The organism is Streptomyces sp. NPDC088116, assembly GCF_044741745.1.
In the GTDB taxonomy this organism is placed as follows: Bacteria; Actinomycetota; Actinomycetes; order Streptomycetales; family Streptomycetaceae; genus Streptomyces.
The window spans coordinates 1-19,899 of sequence record NZ_JBIUTF010000006.1; the positions used below are offsets into that span (position 1 = coordinate 1).

Sequence of the window (19,899 nt, forward strand, 5' to 3'; positions counted from 1 at the left end):
GGATCGGACGCGGCAAATGCCGATCCAGCTCCGCACACACCTCATCAAAGGCTTCGGCGAACACCGGGAACGCAGCCGACAACTGCGAACCCATATCCGGACGTTGACTACCCTGACCGGAAAACACCACCGCCAGCCGGGAAGCTCCTGCCTGCCCGGTCACCACGCCTGCGCTCGGACGGTCCTCGGCAAATGCCCGCAAGCTCTCCAGCAGCGCGTGCTGGTCCTGGCCCAGCACCGCTGCCCGGTGCTCGAACACCGAGCGCGTCGTGGTCAACGCGCGCCCCACCGCCACCGGATCGGTTTCCGGGTGCTCGGCGCTCCACCTGGCCAGCCGGGACGCCTGATCCCGCAAGGCTTGCGGCGACCTGGCCGAAAGCAGCCACGGCACCACGCCAATTGCGGGGGTCTCATCCGATTCGGTTACCGATACCGGTTCGGGTTCCTCGATGATCACATGGGCGTTCGTGCCGGAGATACCGAACGACGAGACACCCGCCCGGCGGGGATGGCCATTGGCCTGCCACTGCACCGGCTCCGTCAGCAACTGCACGGTGTCGGACGACCAGTCCACATGAGACGACGGCGCGTCCACGTTCAAGGTGCGCGGCAACACATCGTGGTGCATGGCGAGCACCATCTTGATCACCCCGGCCACCCCGGCGGCGGCCTGGGTATGACCGATGTTGGACTTCACCGAGCCCAGCCACAACGGCCGTTCCTCCGGCCGGTCCTGACCGTACGTCGCCAGCAGCGCCTGCGCCTCGATCGGGTCACCCAGCCGCGTACCGGTGCCATGCGCCTCCACCACATCGACCTCGGCCGAAGACAACCGCGCACTCGCCAGCGCCGCACGAATCACCCGCTGCTGGGAGGGGCCGTTCGGCGCGGTCAGACCATTCGACGCACCGTCCTGATTCACCGCACTGCCACGCAACACCGCCAGCACCTGATGCCCACGCTTGCGCGCATCGGACAGCCGTTCCAGCACCAGCACACCGGCGCCTTCACCCCAGCCGGTACCGTCAGCCGCGTCAGCGAACGGCTTACACCGGCCATCGGCGGCCAGACCGCCCTGGCGGGAAAACTCCACGAACATGTCCGGAGTGGACATCACCGTGACACCACCGGCCAGCGCCATCGAACACTCGCCGGCACGCAACGCCTGCGCGGCCAGGTGCGCCGCCACGAGTGAAGAGGAACACGCGGTGTCCACCGTCACCGCCGGGCCTTCGAGGCCCAGCGTGTAGGCGACCCGGCCCGAGGCCACACTCACCGCATTGCCGGTCAGCACATGTCCGTCGACCTCGTCCGAACCGGACGCCAGCACCGAACCGTAGTCGGATCCGCCGACACCCACATAGACACCGGTGTCCGAACCACGCAGTGACTCCGGCACGATCCCGGCCCGCTCCAACGCCTCCCAGGCTGTTTCCAGCACCAGCCGCTGCTGCGGATCCATCGCCGTCGCCTCACGCGGGCCGATCCCGAAGAACTCCGGATCGAACATTCCCGCCTCGGCCAGGAACGTGCCGTGCCGGGCGTAAGAGGTACCCGGGCGCAGCCGGTCCGGGTCGTAGAGGCCCTCCACATCCCAGCCACGGTCAACCGGGAACTCCGACACGCCTTCCCCGCCGGCGGCCAGCAACTCCCACAAAGCCTCCGGCGAATCCACGCCGCCCGGGAAACGACACCCCATGCCCACGATCGCGATCGGCTCATCCGCCGCCAAGACCGCACCGGCCGGTGCCCGATCCGACTCGGACACTCCTGACAAACGGCGGTGCAGATACGCGGCCAGCCGCGCGGGGGTCGGATAGTCGAACAGCAAGGTGGTCGGCAGATCCAGAGAAACAGCCGCGATGAGCCGGTTGCGCAGCTCCACAGCCATATAGGAATCCGAGCCCTGCTCCCGGAAGCTCCGATGGGCGTCGACGTCCGGTGCTCCGCCGTGACCGAGCACCGCGGCCGCGTGCGTGCGGACCAGGTCGAGCAGGTACGACTCGCTGGCGGCAGTGCCAGGCGCGGCAACGGCTCCGGTACGACCGCGCCGACGCTCATCGCGGCGTGGGCCGTCCACCATGGTGTCTCGCAGGTCACTGCTCAGATCGGCGAACACGACGCTCGGGTCGTCGTGTTCGACGGCGCTGACCAGCGCCTCGATCTGGCGGGCGGAATCAGTGGGGCGCATCCCCTCGACCGACGGCATGTCCTCGTCGTGCCATGCCACGACGTTGCCCGGCAGGGAGTTCGCCCGGCGCAGCCGGATCAGCGCCTCGACGTGGCCGTTCGAGTCCGGATCCAGGCCCAGTTGAGCACTCGCACGCGACACCACCACGAACGCGGACAACTCGCGGTCGGCACTCTGCGCATGCAGCCGCCGGAGAGCGTCGGCGTCGGGCGTGCCCTCAGGTTCCGGCAGGTACAGGACTGCCGAGAGGTCCGGCTCGGCGGGCAGGTCACTGCCCCGTACGACGCGCGCGCCGCTTCCCTCCAACCAGCGGACCAGCGCTTCGGCCGAGCGGCCGGTGCCTCCACCGGCCAGCAGTACGGTGCCGGAGGGATGCCAGTTGCGCTGCGGCGCCGCACTCGGAACCGGCGCGGACCGTACCCGCCAGGCGAACACCCCGGCGGAGCGCAGGGCCAAGCGGTCCTCACCGTACTCACCGGCCAGGACGGCGCGCAGCCTGCGCGAGGTCGTCGCGTCCCACTCCGAAGGGAGTTCGAGACGGCCGCCGACACCGCCCGGGGCCGAAGGCCGGTCCCAGTACTCCGTTCCCGACTCCGTTCCCGACGATTCCCGGGATCCACCGGCCACGCCGGTTGCCACGCACCACACCGGAACGCCGGACACCATGCCGGCGGAAACGTCAGGCGGCAGGAACGACACCACACCGGCGACCGGCTCCATGTCCCCGAAGGCGGTTTCCGGACTGGCCGGGTCCACCCGAATGAGCACGGACTCGTCCCGGTCTTCCGAGAGCGCGGCGACAACCTGGCCGACCGCGTCCTCCTGCGGATGGTGGGCCGGTACCGCCACGACCCATCGGCCGGTCAGTGCCCGGTCCAGCACGGGACCGATCGGCGCCCAGCACACCTCGTACCGCAGCGCGTCGAGTTCGGTGCCCGGAGACGTGTCACGGCCCGGAGCCACGGCCGGCGCATCCGGCAGCCAGTACCGCTTCCGCTGGAAGGCATACGTCGGCAGGCCGATCGTGTGGGGACCGGTCTGGGTGCCGAGCTGCGTACTCCAGTCCACCGGCACACCCGCGACGTGTACGCCGGCCAGTGACCGCAGCCACCGGCCCCGGCCGCCGTCATCACGACGCAACGTGCCGGTGACCGTCAGTCCCTCACCGGCCTGTTCGACCGCCATCGCCAGGACCGGATGCGCACTCACCTCGACGAAGGTGCGATGCCCGGCCGCCACCAGCGCCTCGATCACCTCGGCGAAACGCACCTGCTCACGCAGATTCCGATACCAGTACCCACCGTCGAGCCCCGCGGTGTCGACCAGTGCGGCTTCCAGTGTGGAATGGAACGGCACCTGGCTGCTGGTCGGTTCCAGCCCGGCCAGGTCAGCTGCCAGCTGCTGCTCGATGGCTTCCACCTGCGCCGAATGCGACGCGTAGTCCACCGCGATCCGCCGCACACCATCACCGGCATGCCGGGCCACGAACTCGTCACACGCCACCGCGGCACCCGAAACCACCACCTGTGCCGGACCATTCACCGCGGCCACCGACAAGTCAGCCCACGGAGCGATCCACTCCTCGACCTGAGCCAGCGTGGCGCGAACCGACACCATCCCGCCGGAACCCGCCAGAGCCACAATCGCCTGACTACGCAAGGCCACCACTTGCGCGCCGTCCTCCAACGACAGCCCACCAAACGCGGTAGCCGCAGCGATCTCGCCCTGCGAGTGACCCACCACAACGGACGGGACCACACCAGCAGAGCGCCACAGCTCGGCCAGGGAGACCATCACCGCCCACGACACCGGCTGCACCACATCAACCCGCGCCAGCAACTCAGCATCACCAAGAGCATCACGAAGCGACCAGTCCACGAACGGCTCCAACGCCGCCGCACACCGCTCCATCGACTCCCCGAACACCGGCTCGGTGTCCCACAACTCCAGCCCCATACCGACCCACTGCGCACCCTGACCGGGGAACACAAACACCGGACCCAGCCCAGCCGGCACCGCGACACCATGCACCACCGCCGCGGAAGTCTCAAGGTCCTGCAGCCCGGCGACAAACCCGGCCACGTCGTCAGCGACCACGACCGCGCGGTGGTCGAACATCGACCGCGTCGTCACCAATGCACGACCCGCGGCCATCAGATCGTTTTCCGGCCGGGCGGCGGCCCACTGCCCCAGCCGGACAGCCTGCTCCCGCAACGCCTCCGCCGACTTCGCCGACAACAGCCACGGCACGGCACCACCGGCGGGGACGTCCTCCGGCTCCACCGGTGCCTCGGCACTGTCGAGGCCGGTCGTTTCGCTCACCACGACGTGGCAGTTGGTACCGCCCATGCCGAACGAACTCACGCCTGCCAGCAGTGGCCGCTCATCATCGGGCCACGCACCGGTCTCCGTCTGCACGCGCAGGTTCAGATCCGTCAGCGAGATCCGCGGATTCGGCTCGCTGAAGTTCAGGCTCGGCGGGATCCGGCGATGCCTGATCGCCAGTACCACCTTCAGCAGGCCGGCGATTCCGGCCGCCGACTCCAGGTGGCCGATGTTCGTCTTGACCGATCCGACTCGCAGGGGGCCATGGGCACGCCGTGGCCCAGCCACGGCGGCACCCAGCGCGGCCGCCTCGATCGGGTCGCCGACCCGGGTGCCGGTCCCGTGCAGTTCGACGTACTGCACCTCGGCCGGGTTCACACCGGCTTGCTCGTACGCGCGCCGGATGACCTCTTCCTGCGCGGCACCGCTGGGAACGGTCAGCCCGTCGCTCACGCCGTCGTTGTTGACCGCGCTCCCGCGAATCACGCAGTACACCTGGTCACCATCGGCCAGCGCCTGCCGCAGTGGCTTGAGCACCACCACGGCGCCGCCCTCACCGCGGACGAACCCGTTGGCCCTGGCGTCGAAGGTGAAACATCGGCCATCCGGCGACAACCCGCCGAACCTCGACAGCTCGACCGCGGCGTGCGGGCTGAGATTGAGGATCACGCCACCGACGATCGCGCTGGAACACTCCCCACGGCGCAGGCTTTCGCAAGCGAGATGCACGGCGACCAGTGAGGACGACTGCGCGGTGTCCACGGTGATGCTCGGGCCGCTCAGTCCGAGCGTGTACGACACGCGGTTGGCGATCATTCCGCGCTGCACACCGGTGTTGCTGTGTGCGGTGATCGCATCCAGCCCGCGGCGGTGCAGGAGAGCCGCGTAGTCGTCCTTGTTGGCGCCGGCGAACATACCGACGCCGGCGCCCCGTACCTGATCCGGGACGATCCCGGCGTCTTCCAGGGCCTCCCAGCTCAGCTCGAGCATCAGCCGCTGCTGCGGGTCGATCGCGGCGGCCTCACGTGGCGAGATCCCGAAGAACGACGCGTCGAACTGGTCGATGCCCTCCAGGTAGCCCCCGAACGCCGTGCCATCGGCGTCGGGACCGGGGCCGTCGGCAGCGTCCCAACGAGTGGCGGGAGTCGTCGAGATCGCGTCCACGCCGTCGCGCAACAGGGTCCAGAAGGCCGCCGGATCGGCGGCATGCGGCAATCGGCACGACACACCGACAACGGCGATCGGGCCCCGGTCCAAAGAGGAATCAGTCATCAGAGTTCTCTCGGGTAGCCACTCGTGACAAGGGGACATGGCGGCGGCCGGCGGCACCGGCCGGCCCTGCCATCGGAGAATCGCTCGGAGGAGCGCCTAGGCGCGATCCATCGGCACGTCGAATCGCTCGTAGTAGAACTTGAACCGCTCACGCAATTCGTTCTTGTCGAGCCCGAAGTCCTCCATGGTGAAGCGCTGCCTGCTGCGATGTCCGTCCTTTTTCGCAGTGAAGGCGCGCATTTCTTCCATGGCGATGTCGTCCGGTTCGTGGCCCACCGCCGAGGATATTCGGGTCACCGTGCCGATCGGATCGCCGACCAGTTCGCCGAAGGAGACGTCGACGAACCGGTCCTTGTTCGCGATTCCCTCGGCACTGTCGCGGTAGTCCACCATCGAACGAAGGGCTCGCTCGATGTAGTCGGCGCACAGTCCGCCGATGTGGTGCAGATCGGGGTTCCGCAACAGCATTCCGGTCGAGAACGTGCTCAGTGCGGCGAGAGAGACCAGGGAGGAGATCGGGTCGCGATGGGTCTGCACCACCGTCGCGTCGTCGAACACCGTCACCAGGGGGCGCAGCATTTCCAGGTGTGTGGGCGTTTTGAGCAGCCAGCGGCCACCGTCCGGCCGGTCGGCCTGCATGGCCTGGAGGTACTGCCGGAGCAGCCGGTACCCGCCGGAGTGGTCGGCCTCGGTGTACCACCGTGCGTATTCCGGGAAATAGCCGAAACCGAACTGGAGCGACACGTGCGCCGCGTCCAGCAGCGGCATTTCCTCTTCGGGCTCGTCGTTGGCTATCTCATGGCTGTCCACGAATCCGGGGAACGTCCAGGACATGGCACGCACGAACCGCTCGCCCGTCCGTACGCGCGGGTCGGGCCCACTGCCGCGCGAGGTGCCGCCGGCCGGGATCGGCTCCAGCGATTCCCAGAAGGGCATGTGGTACCAGGCGTGGTCGCGTGCCATCGTCCGATGCAGAAACGTGGTGCCGCTCCGGGGCATGCCCACCACGAACAGTGGTGCGGAGACCGGCTTTTCGAACAATTCGGGGCGCTTGGCCGCGAGTTCGGTCAGCCGCAGCCGGTGGACCATCGGCTGGGTGAGCAGCCGTCGGACCATCAGGCGGCCGAAAGCGCTGAGGTCGACCTCCTGGTTGGCCGAACGGCACAGAATCTCCAGCGGCTCCTCGAAAGGAGCGATATCACCGAAATCCGTCAGTCCGGTTTTTGCGCGGGCCCGGTCGGCGAGTTCGGCTGCCTCGACGGGCCACAACCGGTTTCCGGCCGGATCGAGCAACCGGTTGACCGAACGGATCAGCCACGGCAGCCGGTATCCGCCAATGGGTGGGGCCGTCCTCGGCGAAGAACTGCTCTTTGTCGCATCCGAACGCATGGACCTCAACTGCCTTTCGGGCCGTCATCTACGGAGAGCGGGGGAAGCTCGATGAGAAGAACGAAGGCCGGATCGCCCCGCGGAAACCGGGCAGCGCCGGGCGCGTTGAAACGCGGCGTGCGCGGACCGCACGCCGAGGTGGGCTGACTCAATATCCGGCCGGTTCTAGAAACCGTCTTGCTCGCGAGCCGCCCTCCTACCGTGGGACAGCGGTGCCGCGTGGGCGGATTCACGCTTCGATGCAATCGTCGTCGCGGACATCACGGGCTCCTGTCCGTATCACGTTCCGGTCTCGGGTCAGTATTACGCGCATGTGGCGCCGCCCTGTGGTGCGAGCGCCAAACCTGTTGCCTCGCGCGGTATGAACCCACGCGTTGGACGCGGACCGCGTGGGATGGACACGAGGATCCAGCCACGGTCAGCGGGCAGCCGGGGGATCAGGGCCTGTCCGGTCGGAACGCCGAGTTGGAGGCGACGTCCGCGCAGCGATCGGTGCTGGACGCGCCGGCGTTCGTCAAGGCCGACCGGGATCTGAACCGGCGCGCGATGCGGAACTGGCCGCCGACCAGGTCCGGATACATGACGTACCGGTTAATCCTTGACGCGCCCCGAACGCCGTCCTGCGCACCGCGGCCTCCACGTCAGGACTCACGGCTGCCGGGTCGGCGTGACAGACCTTTCGTTGAGGAAGTTGATGATGTGGCCGAACACGTCCAGGGCGGCGCCGCGGCCGATGATCGGGTCCATGTGGCCGTAGCCGGGGACCTCGACGTAGCGGACGTCGAGGTCCGGATGGCGGCTGGAGAGGATGTCGTAGCAGAGTTCGTTGGAGTCGAGCCAGATCTTGTTGTCGCTGCCGGCGAGGAGCAGGACCGGGCAGTCGATACGGTCGGCGTTGTCCAGGGCGTTCTCGGGTAGTTGGCCGTAGCGGCGGTCGGCCGGGTTCCAGCGCATCACCGTATGGGCCAGTTCCATACGCCGGAGGTGCGGCAGTACCCAGGTGGGCAGCGTGCCGAACAATTCGGCCAGCCGGTCGTGGGTGGTCTTGTGCAGGTTCTCGTGCATGTAGAGGGATGCGCCCGTGCCCCAGGCGGAATTGTGCAGGATCTGGCAGGTGGGGTCGTCGCAGTCGTCGGCGGAGAGGGACGCCAGCGCGAACACCGGGGTGTAGCGGGAGCGGAGCCCCACCTTGGTGAAGTCGATCGGGAGATGGGCCCAGCGGGAGCGGATCAGCTCGCCGCCGAGGTGGAGCCGCAGCCGCGTGCTCGCGGAGACCTTCGGTGTCATGAACACCCCTTGGGCCACCACGCCGGCCAGGTCCGGCACAAGCCCTCCGGTCATGCTCAGCGCCAGGGGCAGTGCTCCGAGGCAGTGGGCGACCACGAACAGTGGGCGCCCATCGATGCGGCCACGGATGTACGCCACCGACTCCGGGATGTCGTAGAGCGCGACATCGTCGAAGGTGTACCGGACGCGGGCCTCGTTGTGCGGCAGGCGGCAGCTGCCCCGCCAGTCCAGCAGCCATGGTTCGTAGCCCGCGTCGAGCAGTACGTCCACGAGGTTGCGGGTCTCGGGGAGCACGAACAGGTCGGCCGAGGCGGTCAGGCCGTGCAGGAGCAGGACCGCGGGACGGTCGGTGCCGTCGTCGTCGACGGGGTCGGCGACCACCCTGCACAGGCCGAGTTCCGTACCGTCGGATGCCTGGAACGGGATCTCCTCGATGGTGAAGCGGTCCAGCGGGGCGTAGAGCGGTCGCAGTGTCATTGAAGTCGCTTCCTGTCCTTTTCCAGCTTCTTGAGTTTGGCCTGGAACCTGTCCTTGTCGCGGTCGATGGCGTCCCGGCGCAGATCGAGCAACTCGGCGCCGACGCGCAGGGTGGGCTCCAGCAGCCCCTGGCCCATCTGTGTGCCGAACCAGGTCAGCCAGGTGAGCTTGGCAATTCGCTGTTCCTGCATCGACAGATCGGGGTTGACCCGGATGCCGTCGATTTGCTCACGCATATAGCTCTTGCCGGGCACCCGCATCATTCCGGCCAGGCTCGCGGGTTCGCCCTCGCGGCCGACCCGGACGGAGAGGGTGCGAGCCTGCTTCCAGTAGTCGCGGCGTGCGCGGGCTGTCTTCCAGCCCTCCAGCCACCAGCCGTTGCCGTCGCGGTCGCGCAGGGCGAGGCGATAGCGCAGCAGGGGATGGTCCATACCGTGCCGGTGGGGTACTCCTTCGTCGGGGCGTACGAGGATCTCGCCGTCGTCCACGATCAGCGAATCCTCGTGCAGACGGGGGCAGGAGACCGTGCCGCGTACGTGGATCGTGCGGTGTTCCACAAGCTGGTACATGCTGGCGATCGACAGGGTCAGCGCGAAAACGCAGCGGGTGTCCGGTGAGCCGTCCAGCGGACCCAGCCTGCCGCGCATGGTTTCCGGGAACCACAGGTACGGCGGGTCGTCGCGGCTGGGCAGGATCACCCGGCCGTCGCGGGCCATCCGTTCGTAGTTCTTCAGCTGGGCCTTCGCGTCGTAGCGGGTGGCCGGTGGCAGCTTGTGCCGGGCGATGAACGCCTCGGTGCGCTCGCTCGTCGCCGCCGGGCCCGTGAGGGTGGCCTCGCAGAGCTTCTGGGCGGCGGGGTTGCGCATCACCCGGACCAGGAAATCCAGTTCGGCGACAGGCTCGGCTTCGCTGCGGGCCAGGAAGTCCTCGCGCCACTCGTTCCACTCCAGCACTTGGACGTTCAGACCGCCGAGTTCCATGTCGCGGACCATCTCGGTGAGGGTGTTCGGCCGCCCGGCGAGGTGGTAGTTCTGACCCCAGCCGCTGGGCTCGCAGATCACGGCGGCCGCGATACGGCTCACCCAGTCCACCGGGGCGACGTTCAGGTAGCGCGCGGCGGGCATGGTGCGATAGCGGGACATGACCGAGACCAGGCCCGAGCTGATGTCGTGCGGGTTGTAGGCGCCGGTGCGGGTGTGGCCCACGATGCCGCCGGGGCGCAGGAACGTCACCTTCAGACCACGCTCGCGGGCCCTCCTGAGCGCCGCCTCGGCCGCCCACTTCGCCTTGTCGTACCCCGCGACCAACTGGTCCACATGTGCCACGGGATCGTCCTCGCCCATGGACGCGATGCCGATCTCGTTGAACACGGCGACCGACGAGATGTGGTGCATCGGCTTGGAGCGTCCGGTCATCGCGAGTTCGGCGAGGGTGAGCGCACCGAGAACATTGGTCCGGCGAAGCGACGGGTAGCCGCGCATGAAGTCCACGGCCGCCGCCACGTTGACGACGGAGTCGAGTTCGCGTGTGAGCAGGTTCCACTGTTCGTCCCGCAGCCCGAGCCGGGGCCGGCGTATGTCGCCGGGCAGAACCGTGACCCGCCGTCGGATCTCGGGCGACCACGGGAGCGAGAAACTGGCGAGGCCCTCGGCGAGGCGTCGTTCCGCGTCCTGCTCGTTGTCCCCGCGCACCAGACAGACGACGTGTGCGTCGCTGTGCCGCAGCAGGTCGAGCAGCATGTGGCCGCCGAGGAAGCCGGTGGCACCGGTCAGCAGGACGCGGCGGGGCGGGACCGGTTCGGGGTCGCTGCTGCACCAGGGGAGAAGGTCGGCGCGTGCCAGGTCGGCCGTGATGAGGGCCAGTTCCTCGGCCGTGTCGCCGGGCGCTGACAGGTTCTCGTCCGGCGCGTCGGGGCCGGCGCTCGCGAGTCCGGTGTCCGGCGGTGCCGTCGTGGTGGCGGCGGGGGACGGCGCGGAGACAGCGGGGGGTCCGGGGGCACCGGAGGCCGCGGGCAGCTCGGAGGGGTCGGGCAGCACGGAGGGGGCGGGCAGCACGGAGGGGGCGGGCAGCACGGAGGAGTCGGGCAGCACGGAGGAGTCGGGCAGCGAGCGTTTCGCCACGCCGCCGAGCCAACGCTGGGCGAGGCGGCGGGGCCTGGCGTCGGCGAAGACGTCGTCCAGGCTGAGCCGGACGTCAAGATCACGGTCGAGCAGGGCGACGAGTTGGACGGCGTCCACCGAGGTGGCGCCGGCGTCGAAGAGGTCCGTCTCGGCGTCGATCTCCTTGCCGCCCAGCAAGCCGGTGGCCTTGGAGACGATGGCCATGGCGAGCTGTTCGAGACTCCACACCGCCGCGCTGTCCGACGAGCCGTTCGTGTCGCTGTCGGGCTTCCCCGGTGCCGGGGAAGACGGTTGGAAGCGGGCCAGGAGTCCGGCGACCGCGGCCGCCCCGCGGGCGGCGCCGTCGAGCAGCTCGCCCTCGTACTGCCGGTCGATGTCGTGGTTGCGGGCCGGGACATGGCCGCCTGTGCCGGGGCTTGAATTCACGGGGTTGTCTCCATGGCGTTCGAAGTGGCGTCCCACGAGCGGAAATTCCGGAGCCGGTCCAGGCGGACCACCGCATCCAGCCGGGGTGCCTCCGGATCCGCGCCGCCGTCCAGAGCGGCGACCAGGCGCCGCGCCGGGACGTTGCGCGGTGTGTGTTCGGCGATCAGGCGCACGGCCGGGCAGCCCAGGGCCTCGGCGCGGTCGGCCAGCCAGCCGAGAATCCGTTCCTCGGCGCCGCGGCCGAGGACCCGGCAGCTCATCATCCAGCCCAGGATCTCGAGCGCCTCGCCGCCAGGGCGGACGGCTAGGACGGCGATCTGCCCGTAGTCACCGAAGCGGTCCCGTGCCCGTACGGTCCATACCTCGCCGCCCTGCTGCCAGCGCGTGAGCGCGGTCCCGTCCACCACCGAGGGACGGAGATTGAACTGGTTGGTGCGCCTGGTCAGTTGGACGGACCGCTCCAGCGTGGCTCCGCAGAGGGGCTCGAAGTCCAGCTCCAGGTTCAGCTGTTCGAGGAAGTCGGCGAAGCCGGTCCGGGAGCGTTCCTCCTCGCGCACCTTCTCCTGGCCGTAGAAGTCCGCCCGAGCGGCGTCCTCCCGCGTCACCGGGCGCGGGGCGACGGGCCACAGCCGGGTCACGAAGTCCGTCAGATCCGCCGCAGGCGGGCAGGTGACGCAGAGCACCTCGGGGAGCGCGGACCGCATGCCCGCGATCTCGGCCGGGTTGTCGTCGAGGAACAGGAATGTGTCCAGGCCCAGTCCCAGCCCCTCCGCGACCGCCTTGACACGCGCGGATTTTGGTCCCCATCCGGCGGAGATCACACTGAAGTGCTCGGTGCCCAGCACACTGTCGGACCGGTCGAGCACGGCACGTACGGTGGCCTCGTCGTTGTTGGAGACCAGCACCAGCAGCACCCCGGCGGCGCGCCATTCGAGCAGACGGCGGGCCAGCAGGGCGCGGGCCCCGGTGAGGTCGACGTGCTCCGGCCCGTCCTCCCCGGCGATGCCGCTCCACAGGGTCTCGTCGCCGTCCACCGCGATCGCCTTGGGCGGGGTACGGCGCACGGCCCGGACCAGCTCGGCGAGGGCGAGCGCCACCGCCGCCTGGAACTCCATCCCGAACGGCAGATGCGCCAGGTCGTCGGTCCGGACGTCGAACGGGTTGTCGGCACAGTCGTCGCGCCTGAAGCTGTCCGGTCCCAGTACCGCGATCCCGGGGTGTTCCCGGAGCCGGGACATCACCCGCTCCTCCCAGTCGCGGAACCTGTCCTCGGCCGAGCGGGTGGGCAGGAAGCCGACGATCAAAGGCTTCCCGGTGCGTTCGGCCACCGATCGCAGCGCCGCCGGGTATTCCTCGCCCAGCCGCGCGAGCAGTTCGTCACTTACCTCGCCGAAACGCCCCAGGTCAGTGGCGCGCAGCAGGACGACGGCAGCTGCGGTCGACGGCGCCGAAAGGGCCCCGGACGGGTCGTGCAGGCTCGCCAGCACTTGGTGATAGGGCGCTTCGGTGACGGTGAGCCCGGTGTCGTCGAGGGCGAGGCCGAGCAGCCCCGACAGGTTGCCCAGGGCGAAGGTGGCGGCCAGCGCCACCGATGCGGGTGCCGTACCGGACGCGGTGTCCGCCGCAGGGACGCCGACCGCGCTCCTGGCCGCGTGCGGCGCGTCGGCCGGGTCTGTCGCCACCTGAAGTCCGCCGACCGTGTCCGGCGTCGTTGGACCGGTCACTTCGGCGAGCAGGCCGAGATAGTCCCGGCCCAGCCGGGCGCAACTCGGGCCGTCGAGGATGTCCAGGTTGTAGTCGAGCCGCAGATGGCCCAGGTCGGGTGCCACCGTGAGCATCAGATCGAGGTCCGAGTAGCCGTTGCTCGCGGGCAGGATCTCCAGTCCCGGCAGCCTCAGGGCGCGTGGCCGGAGGTAGTTGAAGTACACCTCGACCAGGGGTGCGTTCTCGCGGTACAGCCCTTCCGCGACCAGCGTGGACATGGTGTCGAAGAACGTGCTGCCCTGTTCCAGCGCCGTGCCGAGACGGCTGTCCGTCCGGCGCAGCACATCGGCCACCGGTTCGTCCGGGGCCGCCTCGGCGGGGAACGGCAGCGGAACGCCGAAGAACCCGACCGCGTCGAGCGCCTCCGCGTGCATCCGGGTGTCCACGGGCACGGCCAGCACGAACCGGCTGCGCTCCCTCAGCCGGGCGAGGAACACGGTCAGTACGCCCAGCCAGACGGCGGCCGGTGTGATCCCGAGCCGTTCCGCCTCGGCGGCGACCCGCTCGTGCAGCCCTTCGGGGAATTCCACGAACTCGGTCGCTGCCCGGTAGGTGCGCACCGGGGGCCGGGGCTTCGCGAGGGTCAGGTCCAGCCTGCGGGCCCCGGAGAACCACTCGGGCGGACGCGCCGCCGCCGCGTCCGGGCCGACGTCCTGCTGTACCGCCTGTGCCAGGAGCAGCCGGTCGATGTCGTCCAGCGAGGGCGTGGCGGACAGCTGCCCGCCGGCGAGTCCGGCGCCGATCTCGGCCGCCACGAGGACGAGTGACGGCAGGTCGGAGACCGCGTGGTGCGCCCCGTAGAGGAGCACCTGCTCCCCTGAGGCGTATTCCAGCAGTTCGAACCGCCACAGTGGCGCCACCGCGAGGTCGAACGGCGGCTCCAGCAGCTCGCGCAGCCGTGCGTCCGCGTCCGTGCCCGCGTCGACGGCCGACCAGCGCAGCAGTGTGCCGGACGGGCTCGGCCCGACCGTCAGCTGGAAGCCGTGCTCGGGGTCCGCGACGATCGCCGTGCGCAGGGCCGCGTGCCGGGCGGCGACGGCGCCGAGCACCTCGGTGAGCCGGTTCCTCGTGGCTGCCGTGGCGAGTCTGACGGCGAAGCCGATGTTGTGGGTGACGCCCGGGGTGCCCTGCTGCTCAGCGCGCAGGAGCCGCATGACGTCGCGGGTCGCCGGGCACCGGACGGTGCCGTCCGCGTCCGGGGTGAGCGGTCCGATACGGTCCGGGCGAGCGGGCGTCTTGGATCCGGACGTGAGTGCGGGGGGCCGGTCGTCCGGTGTTCCGGTCCGACCGTCGAACACCTGGTCCACGATGTCCGTGACGCTCGCCCCACCGAGCAGGAGGGCGATGGGCAGGGCCCGGCCGGAGTCCGCCTCCACCAGGCCCCGGGTGCGCATGGCCGTCACCGAGTCCAGGCCGAGGCTGGTGAGCGGGGCGGTGATGTCCATCCGGTCGGCGTCGAAGCCGAGCAGTCCGGCGACCTGCTGTCGTATCCGCTCCGTGACGTGCGGCCGGGAGCCGGAGGCCGAGCGGGGTTCGGGGCGGTCTTGCGCGGGGCGCTGGTCGACAGGGCTCCTGCGGGGCGGGAGGAGGCTGGTGAACAGTGGGGGGAGCAATTCGGTCCTGGTGGCGCGGAGGGTCGGCATGTCGAGTGCCAGAGCGGCCACCACCGCGTCCTCCCCGGGGTCCGGTCGCTGTCCGGTACCGGTGAGGGCGGCGTCGAACAGAGACATGCCGTCCTGCGTCGTGAGTGCCGTCATGCCGCCTTGGCTGAGCCGCTGGATGTCGGCGTCGTCGAGTTGTCCGGTGAGCCCGGTCCGCTCGGCCCACAGTCCCCAGGCCAGGGAGAGACCGGGCAGCCCGGCGTCGCGGCGGTGTTGCATCAGGGCGTCGACGAACACATTGGCGGCGGCGTAGTTGCCTTGGCCCGATCCTCCGATGAGGCCGGCGAGCGAGGAGAACGCCACGAACGCGGAGAGGTCCTGGCCGGCGGTGAGTTCGTGCAGGTGCCATGCGGCGTCCGCCTTGGGCCGAAGGACCGTGTCGACGTGCGCCGGGGTGAGGGAGCCGATCACCGCGTCGTCGAGCGTTCCGGCGGCGTGGACGACCGCGGTCAGGGGATGTCCGGCGGGGACGGAGTCGAGCGCGGTGCGGAGCTGTTCGCGGTCGCCGACGTCGCAGGCCCGGATGGTGACCTGGGTTCCTGCGGCGGTCAGTTCCTCGTGCAGCGTTGCCGCACCGGGAGCCTGCGGGCCCCTCCGGGACAGCAGCAGCATGCGGGACACGCCCGCCCCGGCCAGGTGCCGGGCCAGGGCGGCTCCCAGACCACCGGTTCCGCCGGTGATCAGTACCGTGCCGCCGCCCAGCCGGGACACCACCGAAGCCGTGCGCCCTCCGGACACGGTCTCCTTGTCCTGGCGGCGCAGCCGGGGGACGAGGAGCCGCCCCTGCCGGATCGCCATCTGCGGCAGGCCCGCGGCCAGCGCGTCCAGCAGCGGTGCGGGGACCCCGTCCGGGCCGGCGTCCGAGGCGAAGGCCGAGCGCGGGCCGGTGGCATCGCCGTGACCGGGTACGCCGTCGCCGAGGGCGGTGGAAGCGTCCAGGTCGATGACGGTGACCCGTCCCGGGTTCTCCGTCTGCGCGCTTCGTACGAGTCCCCAGACCGCGGCCTGCGACACCGTCAGCTCTCCCCCGCCGGGCCCGGTCCTGACGGCGTTCCGAGTCAGCACGACCAGCCGGGAGGCCGTCGTCGCCTCCTCGGACAGCCACTGCTTCAGTGCCCGGAGCGTACTGTGCACCGTCTCGCGTGTCCGGGACGGCATGTCCGTACCGTTCGGGGAGGGGACGGCGAGGAGTACGGCGCGTGGGACGGGAGCGCCGGCGCGGACGGCGTCGATCAGGTCGGTGACGGACGTGTGGGCGCGCACGCCGGGAGGGGACTGCTGGGGTCCGGTGGCGACGAAGGCCAGCTCGGCTGCGCCGGGGCGGGGCCCGGTCGGGGTGTGCGGGCTCCAGTCGACGCGCAGCAGCGCCGCGCGGTCGGCGTCGGTCCTCCGTGCGAAGGCGAGTTGTTCCTGGGTGATGGGGCGTATGAGGAGGGCGTCGATGGAGGCGACCGGTGCGCCGTTCGTGTCCGCCAGCCGGACGGCGAGCGTGTCGGGGCCGGCCGGGGTGATCCCGACGCGGAGGGAGCTTGCGCCCCGGCTGTGGAGAGTGACACCGCTCCAGGAGAACGGCAGCCGGGTCCGCTCCGCGTCCTCGGCGCCGAAGAGCCCGCCCAGGCCGGCGGCGTGCAGCGAGGCGTCCAGCAGGGCGGGGTGGGCGCCGAAACGCTGTGCGTCCTCCCACAGGAGTCCCGGCAGGGTGACCGCGGCGAAGATGTCCTCGCCCCGGCGCCAGGCGCCGGTCACTCCACGGAACGCCGGCCCGTATTCGAGGCCGAGTCGGGCCAGCGAGGGATACAGGTCGGCCACCGGCAGCTCGACCGCGTCGTGCGGAGGCCAGACCTCGTCGTGGACGCCCTCCACGTGGTGTACGGCGTTCGCGGCATCCGCCGTGGGAGGTTCGCCGGTGAGGGTGCCGGTGGCGTGGCGGGTCCACTCCACCGCGCCGTCGGGGCGCTGGGGGCTGGAGTGGATGGTGACCGTGCGGGCGCCGTCCGGTGTTCCGGGGCCGACGGTCACCTGGATCAGTACCGCCTCCTGCTCGGGCAGGGCCAGGGGCGCCTCCAGGACCAGCTCTCGTACGTGGGAGCACTCCACGGTGTCGGCCGCGCGGAGGGCCAGTTCCACGAAGGCGGTGCCCGGCAGCAGGACGAGGCCTCGGACCGCATGGTCGGCGAGCCAGGGATGGGAGGCGAGCGAGAGGCGTCCGGTCAGTACCACGCCCCGGCCCTCGGCCAGCGGCAGCGCCGCCCCCAGCAGCGGGTGCTCAACCGGTGTCTGGCCCAGCGCGCCGGCGTCCGGAGCCGTGTTCCGGGCGGGCAGCCAGTACCGCTGCCGTTCGAACGCGTAAGTGGGCAGGTCGGTGCGGCGGCCGCCGGGCAGCAGCGCGGGCCATGCCACCGGCACGCCCGCGACGAACAGCTCGGACGCGGCGGCGGCGACCTCGTCCAGACCGCCCTGGTCGCGGCGCAGGGTGCCGACGGTCCTGGCCCGCGCGGCCTGTGCGTCGATGCTCTCCTGCACGCCCACGGCCAGCACCGGATGGGGGCTGACCTCGACGAACACTTCGATGCCCCGCTTGAGCAGCGCCACGACGGCCTGCTCGAACTCGACGGTCTGCCGGAGGTTCTGGTACCAGTACCCGGCGTCGAGCACGGTGGTGTCCAGCAGTTCGCCGGTCACCGTGGAGTAGAACGGGATGTCGGCGGGCCGGGGCCACAGGGTGCCGAGGGCCTGGCTCAGTTCGGCCTGGACGCGTTCGACATGGGCGCAGTGCGAGGCGTAGTCGACGCTGACCCGATGGGCTCGTACACCGTCTTCCCGGCAGGCGGCGAGCAGTTCGTCGATGGCTTCGGAGTCGCCGGAGACGACGGTGGAGCCGGGCCCGTTGACCGCGGCGAGCGACAGGCGTTCGCCCCAGGCCGCGCTGCGGGCCTGTACCTGCTCGGCGGGCAGCCGTACCGACAGCATGCCGCCCTGGCCGGACAGCCGAGTGATCGCCAGGCTGCGCAGGGCCACGACGCGGGCCGCGTCGTCAAGTGGCAGCGTGCCGGCCACGCAGGCGGCCGCGATCTCTCCCTGGCTGTGTCCCACGACCGCGGCGGGTTCCACCCCGAGCGAGCGCCACATCGCGGCCAGCGACACCATCACCGCGAACGACACCGGCTGCACCACGTCCACCCGGTCCAGCTCAGGCGCGCCCTCGACGCCTCGTACGACATCGAGCAGGGACCACCGCGTGTGGGCGCCCAGTGCCTGGTCGCATTCGGCCATCCGGGCGGCGAACACGGGTGAGGAGTCCAGCAGTTCAAGGCCCATGCCCGCCCACTGTGCGCCTTGGCCGGGGAAGACGAAGGCCACCTGGGGCGCCCCGGTGGCAGTGCCGGTGACGACGTCGGGTGTGACCGTGTCCTCGGCGAGCGCGGTCAGCGCGGTGACGAGGCGATCGCGGTCGTCGCCGAGGACGACGGCGCGGTGTTCCAGTGCGGCCCGCCCGGTGGCCAGGGAGAATCCGATGTCCAGCGGGTCCGGGGCGGGGTTCTCGCGGACCCGTCGCAGCAGCCGGGCCGCCTGTCCGCGCAGGGCGGTCGCCGTCCTGGCCGAGAGCACCCACGGCACCCGTCCCGTTGTCCGGCTGTCCCGGGTCCTCGGCGCCTCGTCGGGGGACGGTGCCTCTTCGAGGATGACGTGTGCGTTGGTCCCGGACACACCGAACGCCGACACCCCCGCCCTGCGCGGACGCCCGGTGACCGGCCAGGACACCGGCTCGTTCAACAAGGACACGTTTCCCTGTGTCCAGTCCACGTGCGGGGACGGCTCGTCCACGTGCAGGGACCTCGGCAGCACACCGTGGCGCATCGCCTGCACCATCTTGATGACCCCGCACACACCGGCGGCGGCCTGCGTATGCCCGACATTCGACTTCAACGACCCCAGCCACAGCGGCTGTTCCTCGGGGCGATCCTGTCCGTACGTCGCCAGGATCGCCTGCGCCTCGATCGGGTCGCCCAGCGTCGTACCGGTCCCGTGCGCTTCCACCGCGTCCACCTCGGCACCCGACAGCCCCGCCGCTGACAGGGCCTGACGGATCAACCGCTGCTGCGCGGGGCCGTTGGGGGCGGTCAGGCCGTTGGAGGCGCCGTCCTGGTTGACCGCACTGCCCCGGATCACCGCCCACACCTGATGACCATGGCGGCGCGCGTCCGACAGCCGCTCGACCACCAGCATGCCCACGCCCTCGGCCCAGCCGGTGCCGTCCGCCCCGGCCCCGAACGCCTTGCAGCGCCCGTCCGCCGAAAGCCCACGCTGACCCGAGAACTCCACGAACATGCGGGGCGTCGCGAGCACGCTGACCCCGCCCGCCAGCGCGAGATCGCACTCCCCGGCCTGTAGTGCCCGGCCCGCCAGATGCAACGCCACCAGCGAGGACGAACACGCCGTATCCACCGTCAGCGCGGGCCCCTCGAAGCCGAACGAGTACGCCGCCCGTCCCGAGACGACGCTGCCCACGGTGTTCCCGGGCCCGTAGTCGTGGTACATCGACCCGGCGAAGACTCCGGTCCGAGAGCCTTTCAGAGAGTGCGGGTCGATGCCGGCGTGTTCGAGGGCCTCCCAGGTGGTCTCCAGCACCAGCCGCTGTTGCGGATCCATCTCCAGCGCCTCACGCGGCGAGATCCCGAAGAACACCGGGTCGAACTCACCGGCGTCGTGCAGGAATCCGCCCCGGCGGGTGTACGTCTTGCCTTCGCGCGCCACATGCGGGTCGTAGATCCCGTCGATGTCCCAGCCACGGTCGTGCGGGAAGTCGTCGATCGCGTCCGTACCCCCGGCCACCAGATCCCACAGCCCGTCGGGGGTGGACACACCGCCCGGGAGCCGACAGCTCATGCCTACGATCGCCAACGGCTCGAAGCGCTGCTGGCCGGCGGCTTTGAGCTGATTGCGCGCCTCGTGCAGGTCGGCGGCCATGTTCTTCAGGTATACGAGA

The 19,899-nt window shown here is 70.4% G+C and carries 4 protein-coding genes and 1 pseudogene; all 5 read right to left on the bottom strand.

Features of this window, described 5'->3' with window-relative positions:
* A partial coding sequence (locus ACIOJD_RS23860) for a type I polyketide synthase (protein ID WP_401917147.1) occupies positions 1-5,788 on the bottom strand: 5,788 nt, incomplete at its 3' end.
* Positions 5,789-5,884: 96 nt separating this feature from the next.
* Complete coding sequence (locus tag ACIOJD_RS23865) at positions 5,885-7,177, bottom strand: sulfotransferase family protein (protein ID WP_401917150.1); 1,293 nt, start codon at positions 7,175-7,177, stop codon at positions 5,885-5,887.
* A 648-nt stretch (positions 7,178-7,825) separates the two neighbouring features.
* On the bottom strand, positions 7,826-8,941 hold the full coding sequence (locus ACIOJD_RS23870; protein ID WP_401917153.1) for an alpha/beta hydrolase: 1,116 nt from the start codon (positions 8,939-8,941) through the stop codon (positions 7,826-7,828).
* On the bottom strand, positions 8,938-11,487 hold the full coding sequence (locus tag ACIOJD_RS23875; RefSeq protein WP_401917156.1) for a thioester reductase domain-containing protein: 2,550 nt from the start codon (positions 11,485-11,487) through the stop codon (positions 8,938-8,940). The genes ACIOJD_RS23870 and ACIOJD_RS23875 overlap by 4 nt, the downstream gene beginning before the upstream one ends.
* A pseudogene (locus ACIOJD_RS23880) lies at positions 11,484-19,820 on the bottom strand (HAD-IIIC family phosphatase); the annotation flags it as partial. The pseudogene ACIOJD_RS23880 and the gene ACIOJD_RS23875, both read right to left, overlap by 4 nt.
* Positions 19,821-19,899: the final 79 nt, after the last annotated feature.

What these genes read in the sequence shown, in the direction of transcription:
- ACIOJD_RS23865 (WP_401917150.1), bottom strand. Translation starts at nt 7,177, where the DNA reads ATGCGTTCGGATGCGACAAAGAGCAGTTCTTCGCCGAGGACGGCCCCA.
- ACIOJD_RS23870 (WP_401917153.1), bottom strand. Translation starts at nt 8,941, where the DNA reads ATGACACTGCGACCGCTCTACGCCCCGCTGGACCGCTTCACCATCGAG.